Below are 19976 nucleotides of genomic sequence, written 5' to 3'. Positions count from 1 at the left end.
TCAGACACCCGCCTTCACGACGGCGTCCACGGCCTGCACGATGCGATCCAGGTCGGCCTGCGACAGGGAGGGGTGGACCGGCAGGGAGAGGCACTCGCGGGCGACCAGTTCGGTGTTCGGCAGTTCGAGGTCGGGTGCGTAGGGGGCCAGGGAGTCCAGGCGGTGGTTGGGGATCGGGTAGTAGACGCCGGAGCCGACCTGCCACTCCTCGCGCAGGGCGCTCTGGGCGGCGTCGCGCTCGGCGGCGGTGGCCCCCTCCAGGCGGATCGTGTACTGGTGGTAGACGTGCCGGTAGCCGTCGGGGACGGCCGGGGTGATCACGCCGGGGACGTCGGCGAGTCCGGCGTCCAGGGCGGCGGCATTGGCACGGCGCGCCTCGGTCCAGCCGTCCAGCTTCTTCAGCTGCACCCGGCCGACGGCGGCGGCCACGTCCGTCATGCGGTTGTTCAGGCCCACCAGCTCGTTGGCGTACTGCTTCTCCATGCCCTGGTTGCGCAGCAGACGCACGCGGCGCGCCAGTTCGGCGTCGGAGGTGGAGACGATGCCGCCCTCCAGGGTGGTCATGTTCTTGGTCGGGTAGAAGGAGAAGGACCCCCATGCCCCGAAGGTGCCCACGGGCTTGCCGTTGATGGCGGCGCCGTGCGCCTGGGCGCAGTCCTCGAAGACCGCCAGGTGGTGGCGGGCGGCGAGCTCCATGATGGCGTCCATGTTCGCCGGCAGGCCGTACAGGTGCACCACCTCAATGGCGACCGTGTTGTCGGTGATGGCGGCCTCCACCGAGGCCGGGTCCAGGGTGAAGGTGACCGGGTCAATGTCGGCGAAGACGGGCTTGGCACCGGTGATGGCCACGGAGTTGCCGGTGGCCGCGAAGGTGAAGGAGGGGACGATCACCTCCGGGGCACCGCCCTCGGCCTTGAGGTTGCTGGCCAGGGTGGCCAGGTGCTGGGCGGAGGTACCGGAGTTGACGGCGACGCAGTGGGCGCCGGCGACCACCTGGGTGGAGAACTCCTCCTCGAAGGCGGCGACCTGCGGCCCCTGGACGACCATGCCAGAGGCCAGGACGGCGTCGACGGCGGCGCGCTCCTCGTCCCCGATGATCGGCTTGGCGGCGGGAATGAACTCGCGTGACATCAGTGGGTGACCTCCCGGATCGTGTTTTCGGAACTGTTGGGGGCAAGTGTTTCTTCGTACAGGGTGCCGGTTGCGGGGCAGCGCCACCGGCGCGTGCCTGCGGGGGCCGGCTCGCCGGCGACATCGGCGGGGGCGGCGTCATTGCGCGAGGTCGCGTTCGCGGCGTCTTCCTGCACGGGGACGAGCGGCTCGCCGGCGCGGCCCACCCAGCCGATGCGGCGGGCGGGAACCCCGGCCACCAGCGCGTGTGCGGGCACGTCCTTGGTGACGACGGCGCCGGCGGCGACGGTGGCCCATGCGCCGATGCGCACGGGGGCGACACACACAGCGCGCGCCCCGATGGAGGCACCCTCCTCCACGGTTACGCCGACCGGTTCCCAATCAGAGGCCGACTTCAGGGAGCCGTCGGGGTTGACGGCGCGGGGGAAGTGGTCGTTGGTGAAGGTGACGGCGGGGCCGACGAACACGCCGTCCGCCAGCCGGGCGGGCTCGTAGATCAGGGCGTAGTTCTGCACCTTGCAATTGCGCCCCATGCGCACGCCCTCGCCGATGTAGGCGCCGCGGCCCACGATGCAGCCCTCACCGAGCACCGCGTGCTCGCGAACCTGGGCCAGATGCCAGATGGATGAGCCCTCCCCGATGGTCGCGTCGGGTGAGACGTCGGCGGATGGGGCGATCCGGGCGGGACTGGCCGGGCTCATGGCGGCTCCTCACTGGCCTGAAGCTGGGCACTGGGCGTACATCGGAGCACCGACCTCAACCGGGCGGCACTGCGTGGCCATCTTAGGACAATCGTGTGCGAGAATGCGGCGGTGACGTCCACCGATGGCCAGCAGTCGCCGCCACCCGCTCCGGTTGTCCCGCTCACCGACGCCTGGCTGGTGATTCCCCTGTTCAACGAGGCTCAGGTGGTGCGCGGCGTCATTGAGGAGGCGCGGCGCGTCTTCCCGCTGGTCGTCGCCGTCGACGACGGCTCGCGGGACGACTCGGCAGCACAGGCCGCGGCGGGCGGCGCCGTCGTCGTCCGGCATCCGCTCAACCTGGGTCAGGGGGCGGCGCTGCAGACCGGCATCACCTATGTGCTGGAGCGTACCGACGCCAACTTCGTGGTGACCTTCGACGCCGACGGGCAACACTCGGTGGCCGACGCCGCCGCCATGGTGCAGGCTGCCCGGGATGAGGACCTGGCGTTCGTGCTGGGGTCGCGGTTCCTCCAGGGTCCCTCCCCCGTCGGCTGGCTCAAACGACTCGTGCTGAAGACTGCCGCGGTGGCGGCCTCGCACACCACCGGCATGCACCTGACCGACGCGCACAACGGCCTGCGAGTAATCCGCCGCGACGCCGCCGCCCGGCTCGACCTGCGCCAAAACCGGATGGCGCACGCCTCCGAGATCATCCGCCAGCTAGGCGCCACCGGGCTGCCGTGGCGGGAGTTCCCGGTACACATCGCCTACACCGACTACTCCAAGGGCAAGGGGCAGTCACTGTGGAACTCGATCAACATCCTCGTTGACCTGCTGTTCTCGTAACCCACCCCCATACTTGATGTCATGAGCTCACAGATCATCATTCAGGTCTTCCTCATCGCCGCGGTCGCCGCCATGGGGTGGATGATGCTGCGCTCACCGGGCGGGGCGCGCCATCAGGCCGGCCGCCGACTCCTGACCCTGGCCTTCGTCATTTTCGCCATCGCCGCGATCGTGGCGCCATCGCTGCTGACCCGGTTGGCGCACCTGGTGGGGGTCGGCCGCGGCACCGACCTGCTGCTGTATGCGCTGGTCGTGGCCTTCCTGTTCCAGATCCTGTCCTCGTTCCGGCGCAACGCCGCCCGCGAACGGCAGATCACCCGGCTGGCCCGGCGTGTCGCACTCGACGACGCCCCGCCGCCGCCCTCGCTGCCCTAGGTCGTGTTGTGTGAGTCGTTTGTGCTGGTGGGGTGGTGCTGGCGATGTGGATGGTGGTCTGATAGCGGGCGGCGAGTTCGTCGTACCTGGTGGCTACGGGGCCCCAGCTTGAGTGGGCTTGGTGTGCGCCCGTCGAAGGGGGCGAGTGGGTCTTGCACCGCCCCGGTTGGACCGCCCACGCCCCGTTGGACCGCCCACGCCCCGTTGGACCGCTGTAACCGGCGGCTACGGCGGTCCAACGGGGGAACAGGGGTCCAACCGGGGAACAGCGGTCCAACCGGGGAACAGCGGTCCAACCGACAGGCTAAACATCCACACACCGCCACCCAAGCACTTACACAACAGGACCTAAGGCCCTAAGACGTGCCGCACGTGACGGAGTCCGCCATCGCGAAACCTACTCGTCGGAACTTCCTTCAGCCCCGGGCCAGGCCTGACGAACAGCATCGGCAAACGTGTTGAGTCTTTCACGCTCGAACCGCCTCAGGAGATCGTCCAGGTCCCATCTCGGTCCCTTGCGTCCCGTCCTGCCAAGAACTTCAGCAAGCGCCCGGCACACGCTACTCGGACTTAGACCGAGCAAGTCGAGCAGAAACTCGTCAGGGAAGTCGCATCACCGTTGCCTCTACTTCGTCCTCTACCTGCTTGCTCCACAACGGTCTAAAGGCGTCGGTGCACCCGATCTCTAACAGGACGTCCCGCAGTGTGCTGGGAACAAGCACGCACGCATCAAGAAAGCAGAGAAGGCCATGGCAAGTCAGTCTCCCGCGCGCACCGCCTTGAGGGCCACCTGGACCTCGGCGGGGTCGTAGCGATGGGGACGATCGTCCTTCCGGGCAGTCTCAGCCGCGGCGGGCTGCGCGCACGGCGATCTCCTCGCGGGCCTTCAACCCCGCGGACACCGCCCAGCGCACGGGCGCCTGCCAGACGGCCGGGTGACTGGCGTTGATGTAGCGGCGCGCGGAGGCGTGGTGAGCGCGGATCATGCGCTCGGGCCGGCTCTTCCAGCTGGCGCCCTGCGCGTGTACGACGACGGCGTCCGGCACCTGCAGGTTGAGCCAGCCGGCCCTCCCCACGCGCGCGCCCAGGTCGACGTCTTCGAAGAACATGAAGTAGTCCTCGTCGAACCCGCCCAGCCGTTTCCAGGCGGCAGCGGGCAACAGCAGGCAGGCCCCGGACAGCCAGCCGACGGCGTGCGTAGCATCCTCATTCGTGCCGTGATAGGCGGAGGAGAAAGGGTTCCCCGGCCACACCTTCCCCAGGATGGCGTGGCCTGCCCCACCCACCAGGGACGGCAGGGCCCGACCGGACGGGTAGACGCTCCCGTCCGGGTTCAGCAGCCGCGGCCCCAGGCAACCGGCCCGAGGCTCGGCGTGCCCCGCCTCGATCAGCGTGTCCAGGCTGCCCGGGCGCCACTGGATGTCCGGATTGGCGACCACCAGCCAGTCCTCGGTCAGATCGCGGGCCGCGAGGTTGGCTCCCGCCCCGTATCCGCGGTTGGTGCCGTCGCCGACCACGCGCGCCCCGAAGTGCTCGGCGGCACGGTTGACGTACTCATGCTCGGTGCCGTTGTCGGCAATGACCACGTTCGGGGTCCGCCTGGTGGCGGCGCACAGGGTTTCAAGGAAGCGCTCAAGCTCCTCGCCCGGGTTGTAGGCGACCGTGACCACGCGAATCGTCTCCGGCGGCGGCCCGGCCGAGGCGTGGGGCGAGGTAGGCGTTGCGTCAGTCACGCGTGGGAGACTACACGCGCATCCGCCCGCGTGTGCGCACCCGTGAGAAGCCGCATACCTTAGGGTGGAATGAACAGGAAATGACGACAATCGTCTGAGATTCCTCCGCGTAAAGAGCGCGGAATCACAGCTTCTCACAGACGGGTTCCTTATGATCATGGACGTGCCCTCCCACGCCAAGCCCAAACCACACGCGAGGCATTCCGCCAAGGATCTGACGCGACGCACCGCGCGCCGGTTCCTGCTAGCCGGGTTCGCCGTGGTGCTGTTCGTGGTCTCCGGCGTCGGTATCGCCTACCACGACCTCCAGTCGCAGGTGAACACCATCGACATCAACGATCTGCTGGACGACAACCGCGACACGCGGCAGGTGGCGGACAGCTATGAGGGCCAGGCTGTCAACATCCTCATTCTGGGAACCGACTCACGCGCGGGGGCCAATAACGTCGACGGCTCCGAGGGCAGCGAGGAGGTGGCGGTGGCCCGCTCGGACACCGCCATGATCCTCCACCTCCCTGCAGATCGTTCCCGCATCGAGCTCGTCTCCATCCCGCGCGATCTACTGGTGGACATCCCCGCTTGCAAGACCGCCGACGGCGGCTCCACAGAGCCCATGTCCTACACCGCGTTCAACACCGCCTTCGCCAACGGAGCCGGCGCCAGCGCCGATGATGACGCCGTCGCCGCCGGGGTGGCCTGCACCCTCGCTACCGTCGAAGAGCTGACGGGCCTGTACATCGACGAATACCTGGTCGTGGACTTCAACGGCCTGATCACCACGGTCGACGCGCTCGGCGGTGTCAACCTGTACGTGGACGAGGACATCAACGACACCGAATACACCAAGCTGGTCCTGGAAAGCGGCTGCCAGCACCTGGACGGCGCCACCGCCCTGCAATACGCGCGCGTGCGCCACGGCGTCGGCGACGGCTCGGACCGCCAACGCATGCCCCGCCAGCAGAACCTGGTGGCAGCGATGCTGCGAACCGCCAAGTCCAAGAACTACCTCACCGACGCCGACGCCCTGTACAGCTTCGCCCGCGCCGCCCTGGGCTCGCTGACGGCCTCGCCGGGCTTCGGCTCCCTGACCAACCTGGCCGGGCTGGCCCTGTCCATCGGCGACGTCGGCATGGACCAGGTGACCCTGATCACCATGCCCAATGAGGAGGCGCCCTGGGATCGCAACCGCGCACTGCCCACGGATGAGGCCGACGCCGTATGGGCGGCGATGAAGGCCGACACCCCCATCTCCGAGGCCCTGAGTGATACGGCTGCTCAGGAGCCCACGGATTCCTCGGCTGACGCCACCTCCCCCGACGCGGCGCAGGATGACCAGGCGACGCAGCCAAGCTCCAGTTCCGACCAGTCCGGCACCACCGCGAATGAGACGACCCCCACCGCCGACGCCACCCCGGAGGACCCCGCCGCCCAGTGCTACTGAAACAGGCCCACGACACCGCAACCGAGCCCAAGGGACAGGAGGCCAGGCACCGGTGAGTTCCACCGACGACGGCGATCTTCCCCCGTCATTCACCCCCGGAAACGGCAAGCCCAGCCGCCGGACCAGCAACCCTGGCCGTCCGGCCCGGCCCTCCGGCCAGCAGGCCCGCCGCCCGGCCACGACACCCGCCAGTTTCGAGCCACGGCCCAACGGACGCAGTGCCGACGGCGACGCCGCCGCTCACAGCGGTGCCGCCCCCCGCCGCCCGCTCCAGCGACGAGCCTCGACGTCGTCGTCTGGCGGCGCTCCCGTCCGGGCGAGTGAAACCGGGCGCAGCGGCGCCGCCCCCAGGAGTCGGGCGCGAGCCGGATCGTCGGCGGTACCTCTGAGTTCCACAAGCTCCCGCTCGGCGCGTGCCCCCGAGGGCACCCGGGTGCTGCCGGCCGGTGCCGCCCCCTCGGAACGCAGTCGCAATGTGCCCCGCCCACCCGCCGCGGCACGCCCGGGCACGCTGGCGCCCACGTCCGCACTGAACGATCACACTCAGCCCGAACCGCCGTCACCCCCCACCCGCAAGAGGCGACACCACCCGCTGCGGTGGGTCGCCGCGGTGTTGGTGCTCCTGCTGGCGCTGGTCGGTGCGCGCGTCGCCTGGCTGGCCCACGACGTGAACTCCAAGCTGCAGCGCGTCGAAGCGCTGTCCGGCGCGGACGACACCCCCGGGGAGACCTGGCTGATCGTCGGCTCCGACTCCCGTGCCGACGGCGCCGTCGTCGACAACACCGAGGGCGCCCGCTCCGACTCGATCATGCTGCTGCACAAGGCGCCCGGAGGACAGGCCTCACTGACCTCGCTGCCCCGCGACACCTTTGTGGAGATCCCCGGTTACGGCGGCAACAAGATCAACGCCGCCTACTCCTACGGCGGCCCCACCCTGCTGGTAGCCACCGTCGAACAGCTGACCGGACTGACCGTTGACCACTACGTCGAGGTCAGTATGGGCGGAGTGTCCTCCATGGTGGACGCCGTCGGCGGCATCAACGTCTGCCTGGACTACGACGTCAACGACGCCGACTCCGGCCTGGTTTGGGACACTTCCCAGGGCGAGTGTCAGGACGTCGACGGGGAGAAGGCGCTGGCCTATTCCCGTATGCGCAAGTCCGACCCGACCGGTGACATCGGGCGCGGCCTGCGGCAGCGTGCGGTCATCTCCGCAGTGGTCTCCAAGGCGGTCTCCACCTCCACCCTGACGAGCTTCTCGCAGCAGGACACGCTGGTGAACGCCGGCACTCAGGCGCTTGTGGTCGATCAAGACGCCTCCATGGTCGACCTGGGACAAATGCTGCTGGCCTTCCGCTCCGCCTCCAACGCCGGCCTGACCGGGGCACCGCCGATCGCCAGCCTGGACTACGAGCCGGGAGGAATCGGCGCCGCCGTCCTGCTGGAGGACACCACTGCCCCTGGCTTCTTCGGCAAGCTGCGCGAGGGCACGCTGCAGACCAGCGATTTCAACCAGTCCTGAGCACCTGGTGCGCCGGCCAATCGGGGGCTGCGGCAAACCGTCAACTCCCAGGCCGACACGAGCGCCCCGCGCGCTCCCCGAAAGGGGAACCGCGCGGGGCGAATGCCAGGTTGGAGGTAGTGGGGGTAGACCTCAGCCGAAGTGGGGCCGGTCGGGGTCGGCCTGCCAGGCGGAGAAGGACGAGGAGACGATGTCGTCCAGATCGTGCTCGGCCTCCCAGCCGAGCACCTCACGGATGCGGGTCGCGTCGCCGATCAGCTGCGGCGGGTCGCCGGCACGACGGCCCAGCTCCTCCGGCTCCACCCGCTGGCCGGTGGCGGCGGCGACGGCGTCGATCACCTTGGAGACCACCTCACGAACCGACGCGCCCTTCCCGGTGCCCACGTTGAAGACGTGCTGGTCCAGCTCCTCGTTGCCGGCCAGGCGGTCCAGCGCGGCGATGTGGGCGCTGGCCAGGTCGCGCACGTGGATGTAGTCGCGGATGCAGGTGCCGTCCGGGGTGGGGTAGTCGGTGCCGAAGATCTTCGGGGACTCACCGCGGGCCAGGCGATCCAGCACCATGGGGATGAGGTTGAGGGTCGCCATGTCGCCCAGGTCGTCCCAGCCGGCGCCGGCGACGTTGAAGTAGCGCAGTCCCGCCCAGCGCAGCCCCCAGGCGCGCTCGCAGTCGGCCATCATCCACTCGCCGATCAGCTTGGTCTCCCCATAGGGGTTGATCGGGTGGCAGTCGATGTCCTCGGGCACGACCTCCACCGGCGGCATGCCGTAGACCGCGGCGGAGGAGGAGAAGATCATCTGCTCCACACGGGCCTGCTCCATGGCGGCCAGCATGTTGGCCAGACCGCCCACGTTCTGCTGGTAGTACCAGGCGGGGCGGGCCACGGACTCCCCACCTGCTTGCGGGCGGCGAAGTGGATGACCGCCGTGACGTTCTTACGCTCCATCAGGTCGGTCAGGACCTCGGTGGCGTTGCCGGCGGCGACGTCGAGCTCAACCAGCTCGGCGCCCTCCACGCGCCCGGGGGTTCCGTAGGACAGGTCGTCTACGACGACGACCTCATCCCCACGTTCCAGCAGCAGACGAACAACATGGGCGCCGATGTAGCCGGCACCTCCCGCGACGAGGATGCTCATGGGCAAATCGTACCGGGCGCGCCGTGACCCCGCGTGCATCTAAAGTCCGGTTCGGCGGACCGGACCGCAGTGTCGAGTCAGGAGCGGGCGGCGACTTCCCGGCGCAGCGCCTCCCCCTTGGCGTGCGCGGTCTCGGCCAGCTCCGCCTGGAAGGCTCGCATGGCCGCACGCAGCCGCTCGGCCTCGGGCCCCTGTCCCGCGCCCAGAATGCGGGCGGCGAGCAGGCCCGCGTTGCGGGCGCCGCCGATGGACACGGTGGCGACCGGCACCCCGGCGGGCATCTGCACGATCGACAGCAGTGAATCCATGCCGTCCAGGTACTTCAGCGGCACGGGCACGCCGATCACGGGCAGTTCGGTGACGGCGGCGAGCATCCCCGGCAGGTGGGCGGCACCGCCCGCACCGGCGATGATCACGCGCAGCCCGCGCCCGGCGGCCTCGCGCCCGTAGGCGAGCATCTCGTCGGGCATGCGATGGGCGGAGACCACGTCGGCCTCGTAGGGGACGCCGAGGGCGTCGAGGGCGTCGGCGGCGGCCCGCATGGTGGGCCAGTCGGAATCCGACCCCATGACGATGCCGACGACTGGCTGCTGGTCCTGCTGGTTGCTCACGGGGCGCTCCTACGCTGAATTCACCGAATCTGCCGTTTGCCGCGCATCACCCGCACCGACCGCGGCGCGGCATCGGAACAGCGCCGCCAAGGCACGAGCATGCTCAGCAAGCCTATGCCCAACCGGCGCCGGGCGGGCCTCGGCGGCCCGCTCAGGCCTCGCCGCGCAGGATCGCGACGACGGCGCGGGCACGCTCGCGTACGGCGTCGATCTCCGCCGGGTCGGTGGCCGAGGTGGTCAGGTTGACGTGTCCGAGCTTGCGGCCGGGGCGCCACTGCTTGCCGTACAGGTGGATGTGCGCCCGGGGCTCGCACTCCAGGGCGCGGGCCAGGACGTCGGCGGGCGGGAGGCTGTCCCCGCCCAGGTAGTTGACCATGACGGTGGTGGGGGCGGTCGGCGTCGTCGCCCCCAGGGGGAGGTCGAGGACGGCGCGCAGGTGCTGGGCGAACTGGCTGGTGAGGGCCCCGTCCTGGGTCCAGTGCCCGGAGTTGTGCGGGCGCATGGCCAACTCGTTGATGTACAGGCGAGTGCCCTCCGGGGCTTCGACGGCGAACAGTTCCACGGCCAGCACGCCGGTGACGTCGGCCCGCTCGGCGATGGTGCGACCAATGTGCTCGGCCTGGCGGGCGGCGGCCGGATCGAGCCCGGGGGCCGGCGCCACCGTCTCCACACAAATGCCGTCGGACTGTACGGATTCAATCACCGGCCAGACCGCGATCTGCCCGGAGGGGCGACGGGCGAGCAGCACCGCCAGTTCGCGGGTGAAGGGGACGGCCGCCTCCACCAGCAGGCTGGTGACGGCGCCGCCGCCCAGGGAGCCGCCCCCGCCCGTGCCGTTGGTGGCATGCCCGGCGCGGGCGGCCGCGGTGGCCTCCAGCCAGGTGGCGGCCTCGCCGTCGTCGAGGGCGGTGGCGGAGTCGACCATGAGCACGCCATGCCCGTCGTAACCGCCGCGCGGGGTCTTGAGCACCACCGGCCAGCCGTGGTCGGCGGCGAAGGCGCCGATCTGGGCGCGCATCTCCTGCGCGTTCCCGGCGATCTCCGCCCAGGCCGGCTGTGGTAGTCCGGCGGCGTCGACGGCGCGGCGCATGGCGAGCTTGTCGCGCGCCAGCAGCAGCGCCTCGGGGGCCGGGCGCACCGGCACACCCTCCGCCTGCAACTGGGTCAGCAGGGCCGAGTCCTGGTGCTCGTGCTCGAAGGTGAGCGCGGCGGCGCCGGTCACCAGGGCGCGCACGGCGTCGGCGTCGTCGGCCCGGCCCACCGGGGCGTCGACGGTCACCTGGGCGGCCGAGCCGTCCGGCGTCTCCACGAGCGTGCGCAGGTGGATGCCGAGGGCGGAGGCCTCCTCCTGCATCATGCGGGCCAACTGACCGCCGCCGATCACGGCGAGAATGGGTGCGCTCACGGCGTCAGCCTAGCGCCGGCGCCCCGTACGCTGGCGCCGTGTCTGATTCCACGCCCCCGGACTCCCCCAAGCCCAACTCACCCGCGCACGTCGGCAACGAACCGCTTGCGTCGGCCGCCTTCACCGCGCGCGTCGACAACGGCTCCCCCGCCGGCGGCGCACCCGGCGCCCGACCGGCCCCGGAGTCTTCCCCAACCTCCCGGCCTTCCCTGGCTTCACTGCCGCACTGGGCGGCGGTGCTGGGGGTGTGGGCGGCAACGAGCGCGCTCTCACTGCTGATCCTGCGGCTGGGCGCACAGGACACCGGGCCCACCGTGTGGGCCCCGGCGAGCCCGTCGTGGATGCAGCACGCCTCCTTCTGGGACTCCGGCTGGTACGAGCGCATCGTGCGCGAGGGCTATCCGACGCAGCTGCCGACCGACGCGAACGGCACGGTGCAGCAGAACGCGTGGGCCTTCATGCCCCTGCTGCCCCTGCTGGCCCGGGCCCTGGCCTGGACGGGCTGGTCCTTCTACGCCTGCGCCACCATCGTGTCGCTGGTGGCGTCGGCGCTGGCGGCGCAGGTGATGGACCGCTGGCTGGCGCCCCGCGTGGGGGCAGCCGCCTCCCTGTGGGCGGTGGCGCTGGTGTGGGGTTCTCCCTGCGCCGTGGTACTGCAACTGCCGTACGCGGAGTCGCTCGGCCTGCTGGCAGTGGCGCTGGCACTGCTCCTGGCCGAGCGGGGTCGCTTCCTAGCGGCGGCGCCGGCCGTGGTCGCGGCGGCCTTCGCGCGGCCGCTCGGGGTGCCACTGACGGCGGCGTTGGGACTGTGGTGGCTGTGGGAGACGGCGTGTGCGCGACGGTCCACCACGACGCCGTCGGTCGGGGGCGCCCTGGAGCTCAGCGGAGCCGGGAACGCGCCGCTGGGACCCAGCGCGCGCCGAGGACTGCTGGCCCTGAGCGGCGTGGCGGCCGCGAGCGCCCTGGCCTGGCCGCTGCTCGCCTGGGCGGTTACCGGCCGTGCCGACGCCTACACCGCCACGGAGACGTCCTGGCGTGGCGGCGAGCTGACGCCCCTGCTGCCCTGGCTGACGCGAAGTGGCTGGTGGGTGGGCGACCATCTGGGTCCACTGCTGCTGGCCGGGTTCGTGATGGTCGGTGCCCTGGCGTTGTCGGCGCCATCGCTGCGGCGGCTGGGCAGGCCGGCGTGGCTGTGGTGCGTGGGCTACTGCCTGTACCTGCTGGTCTTCTTCGACCCGACCACGTCGGTGCTGCGCCTGCTGCTGCCGCTCGCTCCGGCCGGGTGGGCGCTGGCCGCCCGGACGACGCCGCGCGTGCGGGCGACTCTGCTCGCCCTCGGGATGGTGGGACAGGTGTTTTGGGTCAGTTGGGTGTGGGACGGCTTCGGCGCCATCACCTGGGTGCCGTAGCACGTCACCCCATGGGTGACGCCGAACACGTTCTCAGCGCGCGCACATCGCACGCTCCTATGATCGTGTCCGTGACGAAAGCGAGACCCGAGGCGTTGGCCAGAACCACCGCTGCCGACCCGGTGCCCCCTCGCGTCAAGGCCGCGAGCACCGCACCCGATAGCCCCGCGGCATTCTCCGACGACGCCGTGGCCGCAACTGCCGAGCCCCCCACGGCCCTGGGGGCACGACTGCTGGCCTGGTTGCAGGAGCTGACCCAGTTCGGGCTGGTCGGCGCACTCGCCTTCGTCATCGACTCCGGCCTGTTCAACCTGCTCCAGCACGGTCCGCTGGGCGTGCTCGCCGGGCACCCGAACACCGCCAACGTGATCTCCGCCTGCGTAGCCACCTGTTTCTCCTGGGTGGCCAACCGCTCCTGGACCTACCGCGGTCGCACCCAGGAGAACACCGCCCGGGAGGCGTTCCTGTTCGCCTTCGCCAACGCCGGCGGGATCCTGATCACCCAGTTCTGTCTTCTGTTCACCCACCACATCCTGGGCCTGAGCGGCCCCCTGGCGGACAACATCGCCGCATACTTCGTGGGCTTCGCCCTGGGGACCGCCTTCCGTTTCCTCTTCTACCACTACGTGGTGTTCACCGGCGACGCCGCCTCCCGCGACCGCTGAGCCGGCCGCCCGTCGGGACCGCAAGCCGCACGGCTCACACCGGCGTGCCCAATTCCACAGGCCAGATGCGATGCCCGTCTCGGCGACCATCCAGGGTTTATTCCTACCCTGTAAACGTGACTGCATTGATCCCGGTAACCGCATTGTCCTCCGGGGCGCTGTCGGCCCTGCCCGCCATGCCCGCACCCGCGCTCGGCCCGGAATGGCTCGACGCCGCCAACATCATCACCAAGATCGTCGAGTGGTTCGGCCCCTGGGCGATCGTGGGCGTCATGCTCGTCATCTTCGCCGAGACCGGGCTGCTGGTCGGCTTCTTCCTGCCCGGCGACTCGCTGCTGTTCACCCTGGGAATGTTCGTGGCCACCGGTGCCGTGGGCGTGCCCATCTGGGTGGCCGCACCCCTGCTATGGGTCGCCGCAATCGTCGGCAACCAGACCGGCTACCTCATCGGACGCAAGGCGGGCCCGGCGATCTTCAACCGGGAGGACTCGCGCCTGTTCAAGCAGGAGTACGTCGAGCGCACCTCCGCCTTCTTCGAGAAGCACGGCGGCAAGGCGATCACGCTGGCCCAGTTCGTGCCGATCGTGCGCACCTTCACCCCGGTTATGGCCGGCGTCGGCCGGATGCGCTACACCCACTTCCTCGGCTTCAACATGCTCGGTGCCACCTTCTGGGCCTTCGCCATCACCTGGCTCGGATACTTCCTGGGGTCCATCACCTGGATCCAGAAGAACATAGACGTGATGATCCTGGCCATCGTGTTCGTATCGGTGCTGCCGATGCTGATCAGCGCCGTGCGCAGCAAGCTGGGCTCCTCCAAGGCCACCTCCGAGCAGCCCGCCGTCGTCGAGGTCGAGGTCGCCGAGTAGGCCGCAGACGGGAGCGGGGTAGCGCCCCTTGCGTTGACGAACCGCCACCGGAACACGCGAACCGTCAACCTCGCCCAGTCACCGATGCCCCTGCGCCGGGAACACGAGTTTGCGTCAGGAACACGAGTTTTAGAGCTTTGCACGTACCCTGCGCCCGCAAACCTCTAAAACGCGTGTCTTTGCGGGGAACTCGTGTACGAGACGACGGTCAGCGGCCGAGCGCAGGCTGCCCCGCGGTGAGCGTCAATTCACGGTCGCGGGCAGCAACTCGATGGCGTCGGGGTTGTCCTCCAGGTAGTCCCCCACGGCGTCGTTCTGGAAGGCCTCGAACAGCGGCGCATCCGCATCGCCGTCCAGCAGGACGATCGACTGTCCATCGGCGCTGGTGCCGGTACCGGTCGTCGGCACGGTCATGAAGTTGATGTCCGTGGAGTGGATGCCGCGCAGAGCGGTCGCCAGGGACTGCATCTCGCCGATGGTGAAGTCTTCGTCCACCGCCAGGGTCTCGGTGAGCGTGGTGAGGAAGGAGTACAGCTTCGTCGGGCTGGTCAGGATGCCGTTATTCAGCACGGCTCCGACCATGGCCCGCATCCAGGCCTGCTGGCGGTTGACCCGGTCGAAGTCGCCGCCCGGCAGGCTCTTGCGCTCGCGCGCGTAGGCGAGGGCCTGCTCGCCGTTGAGCAACTGCGCGCCGGCGTTGAAGTCGGTGCCGGCGAGTGTCTGGTCACTCTTGAGGTTGATGGTGACCCCACCGATCGCGTCGGTGATCTTGCTGAAGGACTCGAAATCCGCCACCACGAAGTGGTCGATGCGCACGCCCGTGAGCTGCTCGACGGTCTGGATCGTCAGGCTCGGCCCACCGTAGGAGAAGGCGGCGTTGATCTTGTTCTGCCCGTAGCCGGGGATGTCCACCCAGGAGTCGCGCGGGATGGACATGACGGAGACGTCCTCGCGGTCACCACTGATCTGCACCACCATGATCGCGTCGGTGCGCTGCGCGCCGGCCTCCCACTGGTTGGGGTCACCGGCACTGATACGCGAGTCGGAGCCGAGCACGAGGATGTTCGTCGCCGGATCCTCGGCGTCCTGCTCGGGGGCACGGTCGGCGGAGTCGATCGCGGCGAAGGGGTCGCCGATGGTCTCGATATTGCCCGACAGGTGGTTGCGCAGCCACAGTCCGCCGACCGCCGTGCCGGCCACAATCACCAGCACGACGGCGAGCACGGACACCAGTGCTATGCGCCAGCGCCTCCCACTGCGTTGCCTGCGCCGCCGCCTGCGCCCGGTTTCGGGCCGACCGACACCGCCCAGCACGTCGTCGCTGAAGTTGCCGGAGGCGCCATCGCCCGCGCGCTGCTCGTCATCGCTCATGGTTCAATCTGATCACACCGCGCCGACGCGAGAAACCGCGCCGACGCAGGGTTCCGATCACAAGCCGATTGCGACGTCACGCCAGGCGGTACATCCAGTTGTAAGGGTCCTCCAAGCGCCCGTACTGGATGCCGGTGAGCCGCTCGTAGATCTCGTGGGTGACCTCACTGCCCTCGATGGACACGTCGAAGCCCTCGCCCTTCAGCCGCCCCAGCGGTACGACGACGGCGGCGGTACCGCAGGCGAACACCTCGCGGACCTTGCCGGAGGAGATGTCCTCCAGCAGGCCCTCCAGTGGAATGGTCTCCTCCACGACGCGCCGGCCGGAGTCCTGCAGCAGGCGAATGATGGCGCTGCGCGTGTTGCCCTCCAGGATGGTGCCGGTCAGCCGCGGGGTGCGCACGGTGCCGTCGGCGTCCACCACCATCACGTTCATGCCGCCGAGCTCCTCGAGGTTCTTCTCGGTGACGTCGTCGAGGAAGCACACCTGGTCGCAGCCCCGAGCGTCGGCCTCCTCCTGCGGCAGCAGGGACGAGGCGTAGTTGCCGCCGGTCTTGGCGAAGCCGGTGCCGCCGCGGCCGGCCCGGTGGTAGTCCTGGGCGACCCAGATGGAGATGGGCTGCAGGCCGTGGGTGAAGTAGGCGCCCGACGGGGAGGCGATCACGTAGTAGTCGATGGTGCTGGCGGCGTGCACGCCCAGGAAGGCCTCGGATGCGAAGGCGAAGGGGCGCAGGTACAGGGACTCCCCCTCACCGGAGGGCACCCAGTCGGCGTCGGTGCGCACCAGGTCCACCAGGGAGGCGATGAAGTCGTCCTCCGGCAGTTCGGGGATGGCCATACGCCGAGCGGACAGGTTGAGCCGGGCCGCGTTGTAGCGGGGCCGGAAGGTCCAGATCGAGCCGTCGTCGTGCCGATAGGCCTTGATGCCCTCGAAGATCTCCTGCGCGTAGTGCAGGACGGCAGCGGCGGGCGACAGCGTCAGGTCGTCGAAGGGGACGATGCCGTAGTCGCCCCAGCCGTCCGCGCGCGTCCAGCGGGCGTGAGCCATGTGGTCGGTGAACACCCGGCCGAAGTGCAGGTCCGTCAGCGCCTGGGCGCGCTCGGCGTCGGTGGCCGGGTGCGGATTGGCGGACAGGGGGAAGCGCCCGGCGAGCGCGTCGGCGGGAGGGACCGGGACGGCGGCGGCGCGGGCCAGGGGCGTGTCGAGTGAATCGGGTGTGGGTGCGACGGCTGGGGCAGACATACCGGCACTGTACCGCCGCTTCACGCAGCGGACGGGCGTCTCTCACATACTGACTCCATCCGCGCCGTCGACCTCGCCCGGGCGCGCATGCCCTGGCGAAGCGAGCCGACGGCGTCGCCCACGTGGACCCTCCAGCGCCCGCCTCCGGGCCGGGGTCCGCGTCGGTGTCAGCCGCGCACGGCGGCGGTGATGGCATCCCCGATCTCGCTGGTGGTGCGCACCAGCGGAGCGCCGACAGCCTCGGCCGCGGCCCGGGCCGCCATGTCGGCGTCGACGGCGGCCTGGACGCGGGCGGCGGCGGTGCCCAGACCCAGGTGGCTGAGCATCATGGCGACGGCGGAGATGGTGGCCACCGGGTCGGCCTTGCCCTGGCCTGCGATGTCCGGGGCGGAGCCGTGGACCGGCTCGAACATGGAGGGGAACTCGCCGACCGGGTTGAGGTTGCCCGAGGCCGACAGGCCGATGCCGCCGGTGATGGCGCCGGCCTCGTCGGTGAGGATGTCGCCGAAGAGGTTGTCGGTGACGATCACGTCGAAGCGGCCCGGGTCGGTGACCAGGTAGATGGTGGCGGCGTCCACGTGGGAGTAGTCCACCTTCACCTCCGGGTACTCGGTGCCGACCTCCTCGACCACGCGGCGCCACAGGTGGCCGGCGTTTACGAGCACATTGTGCTTGTGCACCAGGGTGAGGTGGTGGGCGGGGCGGGCCTGGGCGGTCTCGAAGGCGTAGCGCACCACGCGCTCGACCCCGTAGGCGGTGTTGACGCTGACCTCGGTGGCGATCTCCTGCGGGGTGCCAGTGCGCACGGTGCCGCCGTTGCCGCAGTACAGGCCCTCGGTGCCCTCGCGCACCACCACGAAGTCGATGTCCCCGGGGTCGGCCAGGGGCGTGGCCACGCCCGGGTAGTACTTGGAGGGGCGCAGGTTGACGTAGTGGTCCAGGGCGAAGCGCAGGCGCAGCAGCAGGCCGCGTTCGAGCACGCCGGAGGGGACCGACGGGTCGCCGACGGCGCCCAGCAGGATGGCGTCGTGGGTCTTGATGTCCTCCAGCTCGGCGTCCGTGATGGTCTCGCCGGTGCGGTGCCAGCGCTCGGCGCCCAGGTCGAAGTCGGTGGTCTCCAGGGTGACGCCGCTGCCTTCAAGGGCCGCCTCAAGTACCTTCAGGCCCTCGGGCACCACCTCCTTGCCGATGCCGTCGCCGGGGATCACTGCAAGCTTGATGGTCTGCGTCATGCGGCGACCCTAAGCGGATCGGCTGTCGCTCCGGGCGGGCATCTCAGATACCGGCGGGCGGTTGGCGGACCCGGGACCCGCCAGCAGGCACTGTGCCGCTCCTGCCCACCACCTGCCGACTTCCCGGCACCGCCCAGACATTGCGCGCCGTCACCACGGCGTAGTTGCACGACCCCGGGCGATGTTCCACGACCTTTGTGCGTGTTGCACGACCCCGGGGTGGTCGTGGAACGCGCACCAAGGTCGTGCAACGCGAAGACGCAGCCACCGCGAACCGGGGCACCCGCGTTACTCGTTACGCAGGTATGGCCTCACCCTGATCAGAGCGGCATTGAGCTCGTCTTCGAGCCTCTTCCAGGCCTCCAGATGATTGACGTCACCGCCTATCTGGATTTGGCCGACGAGTTGCGAGCGCTTTCGAGCAAACGCGGTCGCCTTCATGAAGCTAGAACGATCCCGGTTGAGGTACTCCTCCAGCGTTCGCTTGGGGTCGGCCAGCCCCTCGATCACTTTACGACTGAGCCCCTTTCCCGACGCCCAGGCTCGGAAGGTCTCCTTCTCCTTCTCGTTAGACCACAGGTCCGCCAGCACCCAGGCCTCGGTCATCGTCACCGGGATCACCGGCACGACGCGGTCGTCGCCCGGCTCGCGGCACTCCTTGATCCGAGCCTCTATGCCTGCGTTGTCGGCGTCGCGGTGCACGAAGATCAGGTCATACGGCTCTTCTGCCAGCGCCTTGATCTTCTCCTCAACGTTGTTCGGACGCTTCCCATTCCACTCGTGCGGTTCGGGTTCGAGGTTCACGTCGGCACCGGGACGCATGCTCATGAGCAGCCGCTCGAGTACCTTAGCGAGCCTGTTGTCGGAGGTTCCCTCACCGATGAAGGCGCACCGCCAGTACTCACTCATCGGTCTCCTCCGGCTCCGAGGGGTTGTACAGGAATGCGAAGAGCTTAGAGCGCGACACCGGCGCCGAGCTCCGCGGGCGGTCATCCGAGCGCTCCCACTGCTCCGACCGCCAAGTGCCCGGCAACGGATTGAAGGTCACGGACTCCGTGATGCGGCCGTCGGCGTCCCGGCGTCGCCATGGCACCGCGCACAGCACGTCGTCGGCGTGGTCTTGCATGGCGTCCTGGACCAAGTAGGGCGAGTGCGTGTTGACGAGGACCTGCCCGGCGTGGCCGTCACGGGCTTCGGTCATGGAGCGCAGCAGTTCGAGTATGTCAGCGATCTTGGCGGGGTGGAGGCCGTTCTCCGGCTCCTCGATTGCGACGAGGCTCGGGCCGGAATTCAGCACCGCGAGAGCGGCGAGTGCGATGAGACGCAGGGTGCCGTCGGAGAGGCTGCGCGCGGACAGCTCGGGCCCGTCCCCGATCCTGGCGCGCAGCTCCAGGTAGTCGCCGTTGGGGACCACTCGCAGCGTGCGCATCTCAAGGAACGGGGCCAGAGCATCGATGATGTCCTCGTAGACCTGGTCGCCGTCCCGAGCGGCACGTCGGTAGAGAGTCGAGGCTAAGTGCTCTCCCGACGCCGTGATGTCCGCCTCCTCGTCACGGTCATCCGAGCGCCGCAAAGCGGAGGGCTCAAGGGACAGGAAGCGCCACGAGCGCATCTGCGCAGCGACGGCGGCGACGGCTCGTGAGGAGCCCGCACCGGCCGGATGGCCGAGCAGGGTACTTACACTGTCTTCGACCGAAAGCAGCGGCAGAGCTTGCTGGCCATATCCTGGTGGAGGCTCAACATCATCGCGGCCAACAAAGACAACGTCAAAAGAGTCGTCATTTGACGCATCATCGCTATCCAATGACTCTTCGCTCGTCCAGATGTGCGTCCCGCGAGTGTCGGAGACGAGGTGCTCCCGAACCAACGTGAGGTCGGTGTCGCCATCGCGTTCATTGACGCGGAACTCGACCTCGTAGCGAAACCTCTCCGTACGCGTGGGGGCCGCTGGCAGCCCCGACCGAGGATCGCGCAGCGCCATCTGCCAGGGCGGCGTCACGTCGACGTCGGCCGTGACCTCCGCGGCGAGCCGGACCGTGTGTCCGTCGGCGAGCGACTCGGGCGGGAAGAGCACGCGCAGCGGCGTCTTCTGGCCGCCATCGGAACGCAGTCGCCGGAATGCCTCGCGGTACGGGTACTGCACGAGGAGGCTGAGCAGCTCGATCGCGTCGAACAGGTTCGACTTCCCAACGCCATTCGGCCCGGCGATCACCGTCATCGGGCCGAAGTCAACGGCGACGTCCCGGAGGTTCTTGAACCCCGAGACCTCGATCCTGGTCAGCACGGCCTCGACTCCTTCCCGCAGCG

The 19976-nt window shown here is 69.5% G+C and carries 17 protein-coding genes and 1 pseudogene; 7 read left to right on the top strand and 11 right to left on the bottom strand.

Annotation, left to right across the window (positions count from 1 at the left end; all coding sequences use genetic code 11):
- Both C3B71_RS05170 and C3B71_RS05165 read right to left on the bottom strand, forming a co-directional pair.
- Positions 1-1131: a DegT/DnrJ/EryC1/StrS family aminotransferase gene (locus tag C3B71_RS05170; protein WP_108966566.1), complete on the bottom strand. Its 1131-nt coding sequence runs from the start codon at positions 1129-1131 to the stop codon at positions 1-3.
- On the bottom strand, positions 1131-1832 hold the full coding sequence (locus C3B71_RS05165; RefSeq protein ID WP_108966564.1) for an acyltransferase: 702 nt from the start codon (positions 1830-1832) through the stop codon (positions 1131-1133). Before C3B71_RS05165 ends, C3B71_RS05170 begins: the two co-directional genes overlap by 1 nt.
- A gap of 111 nt (positions 1833-1943) precedes the next feature.
- Between C3B71_RS05165 and C3B71_RS05160 the strand changes: the two genes are divergently transcribed.
- Positions 1944-2660, top strand: a complete 717-nt coding sequence (locus tag C3B71_RS05160; RefSeq protein WP_073327205.1) for a glycosyltransferase family 2 protein — start codon at positions 1944-1946, stop codon at positions 2658-2660.
- 21 nt (positions 2661-2681) lie between these two features.
- The gene (locus C3B71_RS05155; protein ID WP_073327206.1) at positions 2682-3035 is read left to right on the top strand and encodes a DUF2304 domain-containing protein; all 354 of its coding nucleotides are present in this window, start codon (positions 2682-2684) and stop codon (positions 3033-3035) included.
- Between the two features lie 842 nt (positions 3036-3877).
- Here the strand turns inward: C3B71_RS05155 and C3B71_RS05145 are convergent.
- Entirely contained in the window at positions 3878-4768 is an 891-nt protein-coding gene (locus C3B71_RS05145; RefSeq protein WP_234416109.1) for a glycosyltransferase family 2 protein, read from the bottom strand.
- 157 nt (positions 4769-4925) lie between these two features.
- On the opposite strand from C3B71_RS05145, the gene C3B71_RS05140 reads away from it, so the two are divergent.
- On the top strand, positions 4926-6209 hold the full coding sequence (locus tag C3B71_RS05140) for an LCP family protein (RefSeq protein ID WP_108969576.1): 1284 nt from the start codon (positions 4926-4928) through the stop codon (positions 6207-6209).
- Between the two features lie 52 nt (positions 6210-6261).
- Positions 6262-7731: an LCP family protein gene (locus C3B71_RS05135; protein ID WP_234416108.1), complete on the top strand. Its 1470-nt coding sequence runs from the start codon at positions 6262-6264 to the stop codon at positions 7729-7731.
- 132 nt (positions 7732-7863) lie between these two features.
- On the opposite strand, the pseudogene galE reads toward C3B71_RS05135, so the two are convergent.
- From galE to C3B71_RS05120, 3 genes and pseudogenes are all read right to left on the bottom strand, one after another.
- Positions 7864-8864: pseudogene (gene galE / locus C3B71_RS05130) on the bottom strand (UDP-glucose 4-epimerase GalE).
- Positions 8865-8941: 77 nt separating this feature from the next.
- Positions 8942-9433: a 5-(carboxyamino)imidazole ribonucleotide mutase gene (purE, locus tag C3B71_RS05125; protein WP_073327790.1), complete on the bottom strand. Its 492-nt coding sequence runs from the start codon at positions 9431-9433 to the stop codon at positions 8942-8944.
- 193 nt (positions 9434-9626) lie between these two features.
- Entirely contained in the window at positions 9627-10880 is a 1254-nt protein-coding gene (locus C3B71_RS05120) for a 5-(carboxyamino)imidazole ribonucleotide synthase (RefSeq protein WP_108966557.1), read from the bottom strand.
- A gap of 209 nt (positions 10881-11089) precedes the next feature.
- Here C3B71_RS05120 and C3B71_RS05115 point away from each other — a divergent pair, with 209 nt between their 5' ends.
- The 3 genes from C3B71_RS05115 (at position 11090) to C3B71_RS05105 (ending at position 13823) form a co-directional block, all read left to right on the top strand.
- Entirely contained in the window at positions 11090-12289 is a 1200-nt protein-coding gene (locus C3B71_RS05115; protein WP_199912616.1) for a hypothetical protein, read from the top strand.
- Positions 12290-12477: 188 nt separating this feature from the next.
- Positions 12478-12954, top strand: a complete 477-nt coding sequence (locus tag C3B71_RS05110) for a GtrA family protein (RefSeq protein ID WP_073327793.1) — start codon at positions 12478-12480, stop codon at positions 12952-12954.
- 176 nt (positions 12955-13130) lie between these two features.
- Complete coding sequence (locus tag C3B71_RS05105) at positions 13131-13823, top strand: VTT domain-containing protein (protein WP_234416205.1); 693 nt, start codon at positions 13131-13133, stop codon at positions 13821-13823.
- A 243-nt stretch (positions 13824-14066) separates the two neighbouring features.
- On the opposite strand, the gene C3B71_RS05100 is transcribed toward C3B71_RS05105, so the two are convergent.
- The 5 genes from C3B71_RS05100 to C3B71_RS05080 all read right to left on the bottom strand — a co-directional run bounded on the left by C3B71_RS05100 (position 14067) and on the right by C3B71_RS05080 (position 19953).
- Positions 14067-15194: an LCP family protein gene (locus C3B71_RS05100; RefSeq protein ID WP_108966553.1), complete on the bottom strand. Its 1128-nt coding sequence runs from the start codon at positions 15192-15194 to the stop codon at positions 14067-14069.
- A gap of 76 nt (positions 15195-15270) precedes the next feature.
- A complete protein-coding gene (locus C3B71_RS05095; protein WP_073327798.1) occupies positions 15271-16437 on the bottom strand; it encodes a branched-chain amino acid aminotransferase in 1167 nt (388 codons plus the stop codon).
- Between the two features lie 167 nt (positions 16438-16604).
- Complete coding sequence (locus C3B71_RS05090) at positions 16605-17669, bottom strand: 3-isopropylmalate dehydrogenase (protein WP_108966551.1); 1065 nt, start codon at positions 17667-17669, stop codon at positions 16605-16607.
- 288 nt (positions 17670-17957) lie between these two features.
- Entirely contained in the window at positions 17958-18578 is a 621-nt protein-coding gene (locus C3B71_RS05085) for a hypothetical protein (protein WP_108966549.1), read from the bottom strand.
- The gene (locus C3B71_RS05080; RefSeq protein ID WP_108966547.1) at positions 18571-19953 is read right to left on the bottom strand and encodes an AAA family ATPase; all 1383 of its coding nucleotides are present in this window, start codon (positions 19951-19953) and stop codon (positions 18571-18573) included. Before C3B71_RS05080 ends, C3B71_RS05085 begins: the two co-directional genes overlap by 8 nt.
- Between the last annotated feature and the right edge of the window lie 23 nt (positions 19954-19976).

The organism is Actinomyces sp. Z16 (assembly GCF_003111765.1).
Classification (GTDB): domain Bacteria; phylum Actinomycetota; class Actinomycetes; order Actinomycetales; family Actinomycetaceae; genus Actinomyces; species Actinomyces glycerinitolerans.
Note: the sequence above shows the minus strand (reverse complement) of the source record. Positions and strands in the feature narration are given on the sequence as shown.